General features: G+C 67.6%; 12 protein-coding genes. 6 read left to right on the forward strand and 6 right to left on the reverse strand.

Going from position 1 to position 12,786, the window contains the following annotated elements; all coding sequences use genetic code 11:
• Positions 1-57: 57 nt before the first annotated feature.
• Positions 58-714: a hypothetical protein gene (locus tag ACPYN9_RS13045; protein WP_424466969.1), complete on the forward strand. Its 657-nt coding sequence runs from the start codon at positions 58-60 to the stop codon at positions 712-714.
• Between the two features lie 44 nt (positions 715-758).
• Here the strand turns inward: ACPYN9_RS13045 and ACPYN9_RS13050 are convergent, their stop codons facing one another.
• The 4 genes from ACPYN9_RS13050 to ACPYN9_RS13065 form a co-directional block, all read right to left on the reverse strand.
• Positions 759-1,457, reverse strand: coding sequence for a hypothetical protein (locus tag ACPYN9_RS13050; protein WP_424466970.1), 699 nt, complete (start codon positions 1,455-1,457; stop codon positions 759-761).
• A 161-nt stretch (positions 1,458-1,618) separates the two neighbouring features.
• A complete protein-coding gene (locus ACPYN9_RS13055) occupies positions 1,619-2,302 on the reverse strand; it encodes a 4a-hydroxytetrahydrobiopterin dehydratase (protein ID WP_424466971.1) in 684 nt (227 codons plus the stop codon).
• Positions 2,299-3,900, reverse strand: a complete 1,602-nt coding sequence (locus ACPYN9_RS13060) for an MFS transporter (protein ID WP_424466972.1) — start codon at positions 3,898-3,900, stop codon at positions 2,299-2,301. Before ACPYN9_RS13060 ends, ACPYN9_RS13055 begins: the two co-directional genes overlap by 4 nt.
• Before the next feature lie 121 nt (positions 3,901-4,021).
• Complete coding sequence (locus ACPYN9_RS13065; RefSeq protein ID WP_424466973.1) at positions 4,022-4,648, reverse strand: VOC family protein; 627 nt, start codon at positions 4,646-4,648, stop codon at positions 4,022-4,024.
• A gap of 80 nt (positions 4,649-4,728) precedes the next feature.
• Here ACPYN9_RS13065 and ACPYN9_RS13070 point away from each other — a divergent pair, with 80 nt between their 5' ends.
• From ACPYN9_RS13070 to ACPYN9_RS13085, 4 genes are all read left to right on the forward strand, one after another.
• A complete protein-coding gene (locus tag ACPYN9_RS13070) occupies positions 4,729-5,715 on the forward strand; it encodes a helix-turn-helix transcriptional regulator (RefSeq protein ID WP_424466974.1) in 987 nt (328 codons plus the stop codon).
• Positions 5,716-5,819: 104 nt separating this feature from the next.
• Positions 5,820-6,986: an LLM class flavin-dependent oxidoreductase gene (locus tag ACPYN9_RS13075; protein ID WP_424466975.1), complete on the forward strand. Its 1,167-nt coding sequence runs from the start codon at positions 5,820-5,822 to the stop codon at positions 6,984-6,986.
• Between the two features lie 108 nt (positions 6,987-7,094).
• Positions 7,095-7,769 carry a CE1759 family FMN reductase gene (locus ACPYN9_RS13080; RefSeq protein ID WP_424466976.1) on the forward strand — a complete coding sequence of 225 codons (675 nt, stop codon included), beginning with the start codon at positions 7,095-7,097 and terminating at the stop codon, positions 7,767-7,769.
• 477 nt (positions 7,770-8,246) lie between these two features.
• Positions 8,247-8,810, forward strand: a complete 564-nt coding sequence (locus ACPYN9_RS13085) for a hypothetical protein (protein ID WP_424466977.1) — start codon at positions 8,247-8,249, stop codon at positions 8,808-8,810.
• A 33-nt stretch (positions 8,811-8,843) separates the two neighbouring features.
• Here the strand turns inward: ACPYN9_RS13085 and ACPYN9_RS13090 are convergent, their stop codons facing one another.
• Positions 8,844-10,163 carry an aspartate aminotransferase family protein gene (locus tag ACPYN9_RS13090; protein ID WP_424466978.1) on the reverse strand — a complete coding sequence of 440 codons (1,320 nt, stop codon included), beginning with the start codon at positions 10,161-10,163 and terminating at the stop codon, positions 8,844-8,846.
• Positions 10,164-10,271: 108 nt separating this feature from the next.
• On the opposite strand from ACPYN9_RS13090, the gene ACPYN9_RS13095 reads away from it, so the two are divergent.
• The gene (locus ACPYN9_RS13095) at positions 10,272-11,879 is read left to right on the forward strand and encodes a PucR family transcriptional regulator (RefSeq protein WP_424466979.1); all 1,608 of its coding nucleotides are present in this window, start codon (positions 10,272-10,274) and stop codon (positions 11,877-11,879) included.
• A gap of 138 nt (positions 11,880-12,017) precedes the next feature.
• Here ACPYN9_RS13095 and ACPYN9_RS13100 read toward each other — a convergent pair whose 3' ends face one another.
• On the reverse strand, positions 12,018-12,581 hold the full coding sequence (locus tag ACPYN9_RS13100) for a hypothetical protein (RefSeq protein ID WP_424466980.1): 564 nt from the start codon (positions 12,579-12,581) through the stop codon (positions 12,018-12,020).
• Between the last annotated feature and the right edge of the window lie 205 nt (positions 12,582-12,786).

The following is a 12,786-nucleotide window of genomic DNA, read 5'->3' on the forward strand; positions in this document are numbered from 1 at the left end:
CTCGTTCCCATCTGCGAGCGCCTTGAATCCAGCGAAGACTCTCTCCGAAAGGCCGCCATGTCCGCAGATCTCGCCCGGGGCGCGCAACGCCGCGCCGTGCTCAAGGGGGCCGCTTGGTCGGCTCCCGTCATCGCGTTGGCCGTCGCGGCGCCAGCTGCCTCAGCGTCCGAACGCTGCGACTCCGCGAATCCGCAACTCACCGGTGTCGGAACCTGGCACGCGACGTATCCCGGTGGCGCCTCGCGCACGCTCCCTCGGAACACCTCGGTGACGTTCGTCTACCGGCTCACCCTGGGTTCCATCGGCATCCAGAACTCCTGGGGCGACCTTGGGTTCCAGAACATCGAGGCGAATCCTGGGTCGCGTGTGCTCGCAGTGAGCTGCGACACCCCGAATGTCAGCGTGGCCCGCCAGACTGACCCCTGGTACGAGAACAACTACTTCCGGTACCGGCTTACCGCGGACCTTCCGAAAGACACTGTCATCACGTTCACGATCACGCTCCGCACCGGGTCCGTGCGCACGGTCGGCACCGACGACATGTTCACGATGGACGCCTGGTACCTCAGCCAGAACCGCAACCGCACGTGCGCGATCCTGAACCAGCCGGCCTACCAGGCGGTGCCGCCGAGCTACAACGGCTACAGCGCCTTTTACAACCCTCAGCCTGGCAACTCGTACAACGACCCTGCACTTCCGTTCTACGTCAGCTGACCGATCGAACGCGTCGTCGCAGTCATGGTTGGGTGCCCGATGGATTAGGGCGACATGTCGCCGTGCGTGACGACTCGGCTCAGTTCCACGCGTCCGTCCGGCAGGTGCCACGCGTGCATCCGTCTGGCGCCGGCGGCTTTGAACCCCACCGAGTAGCGGAAGCATCTCGCGTTGTCCGCGGCCCGGACGACGTCGTGCGCGTGCGGCCCGTTGCCGCTGCGCAGCGGATGCGCGCCCCGCGAGTGCAGGTGGCGTCCGCGGACCGTAACGATGTCGACGGCGGCCCGCCACGCTTTCGCTTGCAGCTGCGGCGCGAGTGACCGAACGGACTCCGCGAATGCAGGGCCGACGACGTAGTCGCCGAGCGGATGCGCGGCACGGTCTGCGGCAAGGTAACTCTCGAGCCAGGCGAGGTGGATGTGGTGCCGGGCCCACTCTTCCGCGTTGGCGAACTCGATGTTGGCGTTCTTCGTCACGGCTGCGCGGGAACTTCTCTGCAGGCCGCGCAGCTTCTGCTGCAGCACTTTGAGCTTGGACTCGGTGTCGTTGAGCCGATCGCACAGGGCCGCGTTCTCGCGTCGGAGCGTGAGGACCTCGTCGAGCAGCCGTGCGTCGTTTAGCGCGCGTGGTGACTGGGTGGGTGGGTGCGTGGTGCGCGACTCTGGGGGCCGCTGCTCGGGTGTAGGGACCAGCCTCAGCACGCCTGACGACATCCGGGCGGTGGGTTTGGGTAACGCGGACATCGGGACTCCTCACATCGTTGGCGCGGGGCACGGTCGGGCCAACGTACGTGCGGTTCGCCGAGAGCGACACCGTCGGTGTCTTCGGGCGTCGCTTGAGGTCTCGAGGCTGCATGTTTCGTCGCAGGGCGAACGGTGTTCGGGATGCGCTCGCCTGCCGCTGGTCAGTGGGTGGCTGCGTCTTCGTCTGGTTGCCAGGGGCTGTCGTCTCGCCACGGGGCGAGGTCGACCTCGTTGCCCTCGGGGTCCGCGAGTGTCCAGTAGTCGGGCGCGTACTCGTCGTTGACGACTCGACCGCCCGCGGTGAGGGCCGCTTCGAGTCGGGCGTCAACCTGATCGCGCGGCACGTAAACGTCGGCGTGCATCGTGTTCCGCTCGGAGCGGGGTGCGTCGATCTGCTGGATCCACACGTTCGGTCCGACGGCGATGGGGTCTGCGAGGTCCTCGCCGCCTCGTCGCTTGTACGCGAGCACCGCCTCCCAGAAGGGCAGCACTGCGTCGAGGTCGACCGCATCGATGGCGATCTGGATGCTCTGCACGGTGCCCGGGGTTGCGTCGATCCCTAAGCGGCGCGCGATCTGGGAGATACGCGAGGCCATGGCGATGTCGCGTTCGCTGAGGTCGCCGACGTCGTGGCTGATGAGGCGCACCATGACGGAGCCGTAGCGGAGGTCGACGTCGGGGTGATGATCTGCGGCGTCGGCGGCGCGCGCGATCTCGGCGACGAACGCGGCGCCCGTTGCGAAGTCGCCGGTCGTGAAGTTCGCGCGGGCGCCGTCGCCGACCACACGCCAATCGTCGGTGCCCTCGGCCTGCCGGAACTGCTTGGGGGAGACGCGGTCGCTCATAATCGGGATTCTCCGCGACCTCCCCGTGAGGCGGCTCCGGGCGCGTCAGCGATCGCGCTCGGCAGCTCAGCCTCGGCGGCCTGTTCGCCTTCGGCAGCGACGACTGCTTCGGCCTCGTCGGCAGCTCCGGCCTCGGCTGGCGGCCCGTCGGCCTCCTCCGAGTTCGGCGGTGGGGTCTCTGCGTAGGTCTTCGACAACAGCCGGTACTGCGGCGACGCGAACGCGACAATCACCAGCCCGAGCAGCAGGATGCTCGCGATGAGGAAGACGAGCGCGATGCCGCGCGCATCGCCGTCGCCCAGCATCCACCCGAGCGATTCCTGGCCCTCGCGAGTCTCCATATACGGGATCAGCCAGAACTCGGCGATCGGGCCGATCATGAACGCGCTGATCGGAGTGGAAGCCGATTCGACCGTCGCCGCGAAGCCGAACACTCGCCCCTGCTTCTCGAAGGGCACCACCCGCTGGATGACGGTCTGCTCAGCCGCCTCGGCGATGGGCATGATCGCCATGAAGAGGAACATGCCAATGATGAACAGCCAGCCGTACTCGCGGATCGTGAACGTCGCGCCGAGCAGGGCGACCCCGATGTTCACTAGCAGCAGGGTGCGCACCGGGTTCTTGCCGAGCCCGAACTTCGCGACCAAGCCGCCGCCGACGATGAATCCGATGCTCGTGACACCCAGCCAGACACCCCACATTTCGACCGAGAAGAGCGTGAGGCCGTACGGGTCCATGAGTGCCATGAAGACGCCACCGACCAGGTTGTTGAGCGTCGTGAACAGGATGAGCGCCAGTAGGCCCGGCACGAGCATGACGGCGGGGATGGCGCCGCGGAAGTTGACCTTCGCGGCTCCGGCCGCTGGGTCGTGCGCGATGCCGCGTTCCGGGATTGACACGAACAGGAGGTGCGCAAACGCGACCGCCGTTGCGACGATGGCGATGAGCACGGTCGGTCCCATGCCGAGCAGGCCGACGGAGAGTCCCGAGAAGACGCTCGTGACCATGAAGGCGATGCCCTGCACGGTTCCGACAAGCCCGTTCGCCTTGTCGCGTCGGTCAGCCGGGACCAGCAGCGTGACGGTCGTCGAGAGCGCGATGTTGCGCAGGTTCTCGACGACGCCGCCGACCAGAATGACGCCCGCGAACATCCAGAACCAGATGCCGTTCCAGTTGACCAGCGTTTCTTCCGGGAAGCTTAGGTACAGGACGCCTGCAAGCAGGTACGTGATGAGAGTGACCGCGCTCGAGATGAGCATGACGGCCTTCTTCTTCATGTGGTCGACGATCGCGCCGAAGATCATGCCGAACGCGGCGACCAGCAACATGTAGCTGCCGCCGATGATCGAGGTGGCCAACACCGACCCGGTCTCGAGATACGCCCAAAACGTGAGTGCGAACCAGAGGTAGCTCGTGGTGACGTTGGCGATGAGCGTGTTGACAAGCACCTGGTAGAAGCTGCGCAACGTCGCGAGCGTCGGCACGTCTTGGTGCGGCAGTGCGGGAAGGGTGGTCTCTGTCGTCGGCACATTCGCCGCGAGTGGACCAACGCCCACGGGGCGCTCGCCTGAGGTGGGCGGACTTGACCTATCAGTCATGAGTGTTCCTGGTCTCGTGAATCGGTGATCTCATCATTCACCCGGCCACCGACATTCGGAAGGCTGTCGGGTGATGGTTGCCTGAATGATGAAGGTGGTGAGCGGAGGCCGCGTCGGCAGCTCAGCTGCGAGGGTCGCGCAGCCGCGCCATCGCCTCCATGAGCGTCGAGTGGATGTACTCGAGCTCGGGAGTCGTGAATGACTCCCACGTTTCGGCGCCGCCGCGCTCGTCCTCCTCGCTCTCGTCAGAGGTGCTCCACACGGGGGTCGCGTCGGCGCCTTCTGGCAGCACTGCATCCCAGACCGCGTCCCCGCTGACCACGTGCCGTTGCACCCACCACAGGTTCCCCTGCTGGTCGGCGAACCGCGAGAGCGTGTCGCCCCAGAACTCGGTTGGGTTCGTCACGATCTCGGCCCCGAGCGCTTTCGCCCGCGTGAGCACGGCATCCACGTCGTCGACGTACACCTGGGTGAAAGCTGGCGTGAATGGCCAGTTGGGCTTGCGGTCGGCGACGACCAGCACGGAATCGCCAATGCGGAGCTCCGAATGGAGCACCAGTCCGTCAGTGTCGGTGGTGCGTGCTTCCATCACCTCGGAAGCGTCGAAGACCTCAATCAGAAACGAGATGAGCGTCGCGGCGTCCTCGGTGAAGAGGAAGGGGTTGATGGTGTTGGAGCCGACGGGCAGGGCCGGCACTGCACTCGGTGCGGGCTGGACTGGAGCGGTGGGGTCGTTTGTGTCGGTCATGCTGGCCTCTCTCGGTCGATACTCCGACGATCTCAGCAATTGCGGCCGAATACTGGCCGCAATGTTCGTACGATGGAAAGGTGTCGACCGGTTCCCGCATGCTGCAGCTGCTCACCCTTCTCCAGAACCACCGATTCTGGGCTGGCGAGGAGCTCGCTGCGAAGCTCGAGGTCAGCCCGCGCACCCTGCGTCGCGACGTGGAGCAGTTGCGAGAGCTCGGCTACCCAGTCGAGACCACTCGCGGAGTCGGGGGTGGCTATCGGCTGAGCGCTGGCGGTTCGCTGCCGCCGCTGATGGTTAGCGACGAGGAGGCGCTCGCAATCGTCCTCGGACTGAGGGCAGTGACCGCAAGCGGAGTGCAGGGGGTGCAGGATGCGGCGGTAGGCGCGCTCGCCAAGATCGTGCCGGTGCTGCCCACGCACGTGCGCAGGCTCGCTGCCGGCATCGGATCGACGGTCACGACCGGCCAGACTCGTGAGGGTGCCCCGCAGGTCGAGATCGCCGTGCTCGCGAGTGTCGCCACCGCCTGCCGAGATCGGACCATGCTGGCCTTCGACTACGAGAAGCGCGATCGATCCGTTTCGAGCCGCCTCGCAGAGCCGCACGCGCTCGTTTCCGTCGCGAGGCGGTGGTACCTCGTTGCCTTTGACCCGGCGGCGGGCGACTGGCGCACCTTCAGGCTCGATCGGATGCGCGGCGTCGAGCCACACCCGAAACGCTTCGGTTCGCGACCCGTGCCGGGCGGCGACGCCGAGGCGTTCGTGCAGTCGAGCATCCGCAACCTTCCCGCCCGCTATGAGGCTGTCGTGCGAGTGGAGGTGCATGCCGAGCAGGTGCGAGCGGAAGTTGGGCAGTGGGGTGAGGTGTTCGAGCTCGAGGACGGCCGGAGTGAGGTGCGCATGCGCACTGATGAGCTCGACTACGTCGTTTACCTGCTCGCGAGGCTCGACGCGCCGAGTGAGGTCGTCGGCCCGCCAGAGCTTGTCCGTTCGTTGCAGGAGTGGGGGAGGCGCATCGCGAGGGTCAGTGGAGAGGCTTCAGAGGGGTCGGTCCAGGTGCGGGAATAGATCCTGACGCGGTACGTTGTATGCATATGCATGGAGTTGGGATTCAGGATCCACACCCATTCCGGACCCACCGGCCCCGTGCATCCACAACGAAAGGGCTGATCATGCAGTTCGGAATCTTCTCCGTCAGCGACATCACACGGAACCCGGTCACCGGCGAGACGCCAAGCGAAGCCGAGCGCATCGACGCGATCGTCAAGATCGCCCAGAAGACCGAAGAAGTCGGCCTCGACGTCTTCGCCATCGGCGAGCACCACAACCCGCCGTTCTTCTCCTCCTCACCCGCAGTGCTGCTCTCCCACATCGCCGCACTCACCAAGACCCTGCGCGTCTCCACCTCGACCACACTCATCACGACCAACGACCCCGTGCGCATCGCCGAGGAATACGCCATGCTGCAGCACCTTTCCAAGGGGCGCATGGACCTCATGCTCGGCCGAGGCAACACCGCCCCCGTCTACCCGTGGTTCGGCAAGGACATCCGCTCCGGCCTCCCCCTCGCCCTCGAGAACTACAACCTTCTGCACCGCCTCTGGCGCGAAGACGTGGTCGACTGGGAAGGCAAGTTCCGCACCCCGCTCCAGGGCTTCACCTCCACACCCCGCCCCCTCGACGACGTCGCACCCTTCGTCTGGCACGGCTCCATCCGCACCCCGGAGATCGCCGAACAGGCCGCGTTCTACGGTGACGGATTCTTCGCCAACAACATCTTCTGGCCGAAGGAGCACTACATGCGGCTCATCGACTTCTACCGCCAGCGCTACGAGCATTACGGCCACGGCAAGGCATCGCAGGCGATCGTCGGCCTCGGCGGTCAGGCCTTCATCGCGAAGAACTCACAGGACGCAAAAGACCAGTTCCGTCCCTACTTCAACGAAGCCCCCGTCTACGGCCACGGCCCGCGCATGGAGGACTTCATGCAGCAGACCCCGCTGTCCGTTGGCAGCCCGCAGGAAGTCATCGACAAGACGCTGACCTTCCGCGAGCACTTCGGCGACTACCAGCGCCAGCTGTTCCTCATGGACCACGCCGGCCTCCCGCTTGGCATGGTGCTCGACCAGCTCGAACTGCTCGGCTCCGAAGTCGTGCCCGTGCTGCGTCGCGAGCTCGAGGCGCTCCGCCCCGCCGAGGTGCCAGACGCGCCCACCCACGAGTCGCTTGTCCTCGCCAAGTACGGCGACGCCACCCCGCGCCAGCCACGCCCCAACGAGAACCGCGGCGACAACGTCACCGGCTCCTCGCCCTACCAGGACACCGAGCTCGTCGCATAACGCACCCCCCTGCGGATGCGCGGGGCGAGACATGCCAGTCGCCCCGCGCATCCGACAACCACCTCACCGCATCTCATCAGCGCGTCACCGCCGCACCGAAGGACCCCCATGACCAACGCACAAGGCGCCTACCGCGTCGTCGTCGTCAACGCCGGCATCAGCGACCCCTCGTCGACCAAGCTGCTCGCGGACCGCATCGAGCGCGGCATCGCTAAGACTGCCGCCACCCGCGGCCGAGACATCGCATCGACCCACATCGACCTGCGGCTCCTGCTGCCGGAACTACCCGCCGCACTCGGCTCGCAGAGCTACGGGCCACAGTTCGAGCGCGCCGTCGCGGCGCTCCGTGACGCCGACGGCATCGTCGCAGCTGCCCCCGTCTACAAGGCCGGGCCCAGTGGGCTCTTCACGTCCTTCTTCCAGACCCTCGACAACGACCTCCTTATTGCGAAGCCCGTCGTGCTCGCCGCCACAGCCGGCACCGCACGCCACGCCCTCGTCGTCGACGAGCAGATGCGCTCCATGTTCGCGTACCTCCGCAGCATGACCGTGCCCACGTCGCTCTTCGCCTCGACCGAGGACTGGCAGGACTCCGGCCTCGGCTCCCGCATTGAGCGCGCGTCCGTCGAACTACTTGCACTCATGGAAGCCGGTATCGAGCAGACGATCCGCGGCGACAACTGGGGCGGCTACCAGCACGAACTCGGCAGCGCGGGTGGCACCGAGCTCGGCATCGAGCTGAATTCCGACCTCATGCGCATGGCCGCCGGCGGAGCCGCGTAGCCCACCCAACTCCACGGGCGCGGCGCCAGCCTCGGCTCGCGCCGCGCCTTCGCGCATCTCAAACAGCCGTTGCGCCGCTCCGCGCTTTCGCTGTTGCCGCTCCGCGCTGTCGTTGTCGGTATGCAGTGGCGGTTTGCCGCGTGCGCGCAGACGCACGGTTGCACAATCACAGTGACGTGGGGGCCTGACTTGGCCGTATCGGGTTCGTGTGCGTCGTGACGTCACTCTGGCTGCGATCTCGACGCTGCCGCGCGCGTCGACTGGTGGCGCGCGGCGCTTGGTCGCGTGCGTGCAGTCGCACGTTGTTCGATCGCACGGTCGCGCACTCAGCGTGACGTGGCGGCCTGAGTTGGCCGTATCGAGTTCGTGTGCGTCGTGACGTCACTCTGGTTGCGATGCCGACGGCCGGCGGAACCGCCGCCCGTGGTGCTTGGCGCCCGGAGCATCCGGTCAGGTGGGGTGGGAAGAATGGCGCGCATGAGCTTTCAGGGAACGGACCTCCGCAAGCGCGCGATGCTCTCGGGTGGCCAGGGGGTGTTGACTGCCGTCTACTACGCCACGCCGGACTTCATCTCGTCGAGGGGCGTCCGCGGTGTCGTGAAGACGCTGCTCGCGGCGGGCGTGACTGCGCTGGCCTTCTCCGAGTACGACATGAAGCCCGGCAATCGGGGCGACGACTCTGATCTGCTCGTGCAGCCTGCCGCGCAGGCGCCTGGCGAACTCATCGGGGGCTCCAGTTCCGAGAACGACGAGCCGCATCCCGATAACTTGCCGTTCGGCTCGGACGGGGAGAGCAACGAGAAGACGTTCTCGGACTTCTGGATCGCGTTGCCCTCAGCGGGGCGAGTGGCGTTTGGCGCCCTCGGCGTCGCCGGTGCGGTCGGGACGGCCGCCGCCATCGCCGCCGCCGAGCGCGGCATCTACCGATTCGGCGAGCGGCGAGCTGAGCGCGGCGTCGTCGCGGCGCACACCAAGACTGGTCTGGTCATCGGTGGCCTCACGGCGCTGCTGGCGCTCATCCCGCCGCCCAGGGACAACTAGCGGAGGGCCGGTCCCGTCCTTCCGGTTCCGGGGTCAGAAGCCGGCGAGCACCTCGTCGATGATGGCGATGCCGCGTCGGGCATCTGCATCGGTGATGACGGCGGGCGGCACGACGTGAATGCGGTTGTCGGCGATGAACGGCAGAAGCCCGTGGGCGATGAGCTGCGACTTGATCGTCGCCATGTCGGCCGCGGCTAGTGGTGCGCGCGTCTCGGGGTCGCTGACGAGCTCGATGGCCCAGAAGACTCCCTTGCCGCGGACTTCGCCGATGACGTCGTGGCGTTCGGCGAGCTCCGCCAGCGCCGGACCGATGACGTCGCGTCCGAGGCGGGCGGCGTTTTCGACGATGCCCTCCTCTTCCATGGTCTCGAGGGTCGCAATGATGGAAGCGGCGGCGAGCGGATGGCCCGAGTACGTGAGGCCACCGGGGAAGACCTGCTCGTCGAAGTGCGCGGCGATCTCCTCGGAGATGACGACGCCCCCAACGGGAACGTAGCCAGAGTTGACGCCCTTGGCGAAGGTGATGAGATCGGGGCGAACGTCGAAGGCGTCGAATGCGAACCATTCGCCGGTGCGGCCGAATCCGGCCATGACTTCGTCGAGGATGAGGCGCACACCGTAGCGGTCGCAGATTTCGCGCACACCGGCGAGGTAGCCGGGTGGCGGTACGAGCACGCCGGCGGTTCCCGGGATGCTTTCCATGAGGATCGCCGCTACCGACGCGGGTCCCTCGGCTTGGATGACGCGTTCGAGGTGGTGCAGGGCGCGGGCGCTCTCCTGCTCGGCCGTTTCGGCCCAGAACTCCGAGCGGTACAGGTAGGGGCCGAAGGCGTGCACGTGGGCGCGCGCGTATTCGTTGGGGATGCGCCGCCAGTCGCCGGTCGCGACGATCGCCGCGCCAGTGTTGCCGTGGTAGCTGCGGTACAGGGAGACGATCTTGTCGCGACCCGTTGCGAGTCGCGCCATGCGGATGGCGTTCTCGATCGCATCCGCTCCGCCGTTTGTGAAGAACACCTTCGAGAAGCCGGCCGGGGCGTGCGACAGGATGAGCTCTGCGGCTCGCGCTCGGGTTTCGTTGGCGTGCGCTGGCGCGATCGTGACGAGCTGCGCAGCCTGCTCCTGGATGGCGGCGATGACCTTTGGGTGCTGATAGCCGATGGTCACGTTGACGAGCTGGCTGGAGAAGTCGAGGTACTCGTTGCCGTCGAAGTCCCAGAGTTTGGCGCCCTCGCCGCGTGCGATGGGCAGGGGTGAGATCTTCCCCTGGGCTGACCAGGAGTGGAACACCGAGGCGAGGTCGCGCTCGCGGATGTCGGCGTTGCTGGGGGCGGTGCTGAGGGTTGGAGCGTCCATGCGTCCACTCTGTGCCCCCGGCCGCGCGTCGGCGGTGAGCAAATCGGTGAGAATGGGTGGCATGACTCGACAAAAGCGTCAGGTTGGTCTGGCGGACAGGGGGCTGTCGTGAGTGTCACGTTGCGCGAGCTCGTGGAGGCGACCGAATTCAAGTTGCGGGTGCTGCATGCCGCGGATGGCGTAGCGCTCGACCGCGCGTTGGTGTGGGCGCACAGCTCTGACCTGGTCGACCCGACGCCGTGGCTCGAGGCGGGCCAGCTGCTGTTGACGGATGGCATGCAGTTCACGGTTCCGGAGGCTCCGGACCAGGGCGGCGCCGAGCCGGAGGAGGCGGAGTCGCGTTCGCCGGTCTCGGCGACGGCGACGGTTCGGTTCCAGGCGCTCGCCAGCGAGGGCGTCTTCGACGCGTACGTGGCGCGACTGCGCGAGGCGGGGGTGGCTGCGCTGGGCTTCGCGACCGAGGTGATTCACGTCGAGGTGCCGGCAGCCCTCATCGCCGCGTGCGAGCGTCACGGCCTGACGCTGATCGAAGTCGCCGATCGAACACCGTTTATCGGCATCATCCGGTACCTCGCAGACCAGCGGGCCCTCGAGCAGCGCGCGAGGCTCGAGTGGTCGCTGCAGGCGCAGCGGAAGCTGGCGCGGGCGGCGCTCAGGCCCGGCGGCCTCGGTGCGATTCTCGTCGAGCTGGAACGCCAGCTCGAGAGCTGGGTGGCACTGTACGACTCGACGGGGATGCGTGTGGAAGCGCAGACGCGCATCCAGGTGCCGACGAGTGAGGCCCCGGAAATCGAGCGCATGGTGCAGAGCCTGTTGGCGCGGGGTGGCCGATCCGGCGCGCGGCTACACGGGGTGAGCGGTGATGTGACGTTGCAGACGGTCGGTCAGCACGGTCAGCTGCGCGGGGTCCTCGCCGTCGGCGGGCGGGCGCCGCTCGATCTCGCTGGCAACGATCTCGTCGCCAGTGCGATCGGGCACGCCTCGATCGCGCTCGAGCAGAACCGGGAACTGGATGCGGCACGCGGGTACCTGCGGGTCGGCTTGCTTGAGCTGCTGCTCGCGGGAGAGATGGAGGTGGCGACCCGGACCGCGCAGACAGTGTGGGGTGAACTGCCCGTGGCTCCGATCCGAGTGATGCGTGCACGCGGCGGGGAGCCCGGGCAGGCACTGCTGGATCGCCTAGAGCGCCTCGCCGGGTCGGGCGATGAGCCGCTGTTCTTCGCGGCCCGCGAGGGGGAGCTCGTCGCCGTCGTTCCGGCCGCGGGCGGCGCCGCGCTCCTCGACGCCCTGACGGACGCCGGGTTCTCGGCGGGCGCATCCGCACCTGGCGACTGGCCGGAGCTGCCGCGGCTCCTGTCGGAAGCGCGGAAGGCCGCTGAACGCAGCACGCCGGCACGGCCGTCAGTGCGGTTCGAGGAACTCGCGACGACCGGGATGCTCGGCGCGCTCGAGGCCGCCGACGGTCGCGTCACTGCCGGCCGCGTGCTGCAGCCGCTGCTGGAGCACGGCGACCAGGGTCGTCTGCTGCTCGATACCCTCGCCGCGTGGACTGAGGGGAACTGCGCCTGGGACCCGGTCGCGAAATCGCTCGGCATCCACCGACACACGCTGCGCAGCCGGGTCACGACCGCGGAGCAGCTGCTCGGCATCGACCTGCAGACCTTCGCGGGACGCGCTGAGGTTTGGTCCGCGATGCGACTGCTCGACGACGCGTGACCTGCAGCCGCGTGGCGCGAGGCCGCGCGGTTGCGGTGCGGGCCACGGAGTGCAGGGTCCGGGATTCGGGGTATGGAATTCGGAGATACTGGTGGGCTCCGGGCCGCGGCCCCTCCGAAGGTGCTGGTCCGGACCGGATTACTGCTCGGCCCGGAGCTTCGCCGCCAGCTGGCGCATGCTCAGGGCTCGTTTCTGCCAGAACGCCCACATGCCGAGCCAGACAAACGGGGAGAGCAGGCCGGCGCCGAGCCGCAACTGGTCGCGGTAGAGCGTGCGTCCGCCTGGCAGCGGGGAGACGACCATCGTGTGCTCGAACGTGGTCATCACGGCAAGCAGCCCCGACTCGGGGTAACCGCGGTCGCGCAGTTCGTGCATCCCGTCGCCGAGGTCTCGGTACTGCCCGTCGATGACCTGTGTTCCTAACGGCACCTTGCCGAGGAGGCTGATTTCGACGCGGTGGGGGCTGTCCGGATTCCACCGCTCTGGGAAGCCGCCCGGTTCGAGCGATCGCACTTGGGCCAGCGGTGCGGCGACCGCGCGGAACGCTTCAGGGCGCTGCAGGGCGTCGGCGAGCAGTTCGGTGGGGCAGTCGAGTTCGAGCTTCAGGAGGATGCGCACGAGCGCATCCTGCCTGGTCTTTCCGCGTGACGCCTGCACGCCCGCCTCCTGCACGCCGACCGCGCGCAGCCGGTCGCCGAGCATGCCGCGACGAGGTTGAGTGGATGCGCGTGCATTCCGGGCCGCGCAGTTGTGGCGAAGTGCTGCTCCCGCGCTTGCGGAGTGCACTCCGCCACAACTTTGTCCCGCCGCGCCGCCGCGCGGCCCCGGCCGTTAGTCGTTTTCGGGGAAGCCGAGGTTGATGCCGCCGTGCTTGGCGGGGTCGAGCCAGCGGCTGGTGACGGCTTTC

The organism is Pseudoclavibacter helvolus, from assembly GCF_049707175.1.
Classification (GTDB): domain Bacteria; phylum Actinomycetota; class Actinomycetes; order Actinomycetales; family Microbacteriaceae; genus Pseudoclavibacter; species Pseudoclavibacter helvolus_A.

Excerpts from the sequence above, each read along its gene's own strand:
- ACPYN9_RS13090 (WP_424466978.1), bottom strand. The coding sequence starts at position 10,163 with ATGGACGCTCCAACCCTCAGCACCGCCCCCAGCAACGCCGACATCCGC.
- ACPYN9_RS13045 (WP_424466969.1), top strand. The coding sequence starts at position 58 with ATGTCCGCAGATCTCGCCCGGGGCGCGCAACGCCGCGCCGTGCTCAAG.
- ACPYN9_RS13100 (WP_424466980.1), bottom strand. The coding sequence starts at position 12,581 with ATGCTCGGCGACCGGCTGCGCGCGGTCGGCGTGCAGGAGGCGGGCGTG.
- ACPYN9_RS13065 (WP_424466973.1), bottom strand. The coding sequence starts at position 4,648 with ATGACCGACACAAACGACCCCACCGCTCCAGTCCAGCCCGCACCGAGT.
- ACPYN9_RS13060 (WP_424466972.1), bottom strand. The coding sequence starts at position 3,900 with ATGACTGATAGGTCAAGTCCGCCCACCTCAGGCGAGCGCCCCGTGGGC.
- ACPYN9_RS13080 (WP_424466976.1), top strand. The coding sequence starts at position 7,095 with ATGACCAACGCACAAGGCGCCTACCGCGTCGTCGTCGTCAACGCCGGC.
- ACPYN9_RS13075 (WP_424466975.1), top strand. The coding sequence starts at position 5,820 with ATGCAGTTCGGAATCTTCTCCGTCAGCGACATCACACGGAACCCGGTC.
- ACPYN9_RS13050 (WP_424466970.1), bottom strand. The coding sequence starts at position 1,457 with ATGTCCGCGTTACCCAAACCCACCGCCCGGATGTCGTCAGGCGTGCTG.
- ACPYN9_RS13055 (WP_424466971.1), bottom strand. The coding sequence starts at position 2,302 with ATGAGCGACCGCGTCTCCCCCAAGCAGTTCCGGCAGGCCGAGGGCACC.
- ACPYN9_RS13085 (WP_424466977.1), top strand. The coding sequence starts at position 8,247 with ATGAGCTTTCAGGGAACGGACCTCCGCAAGCGCGCGATGCTCTCGGGT.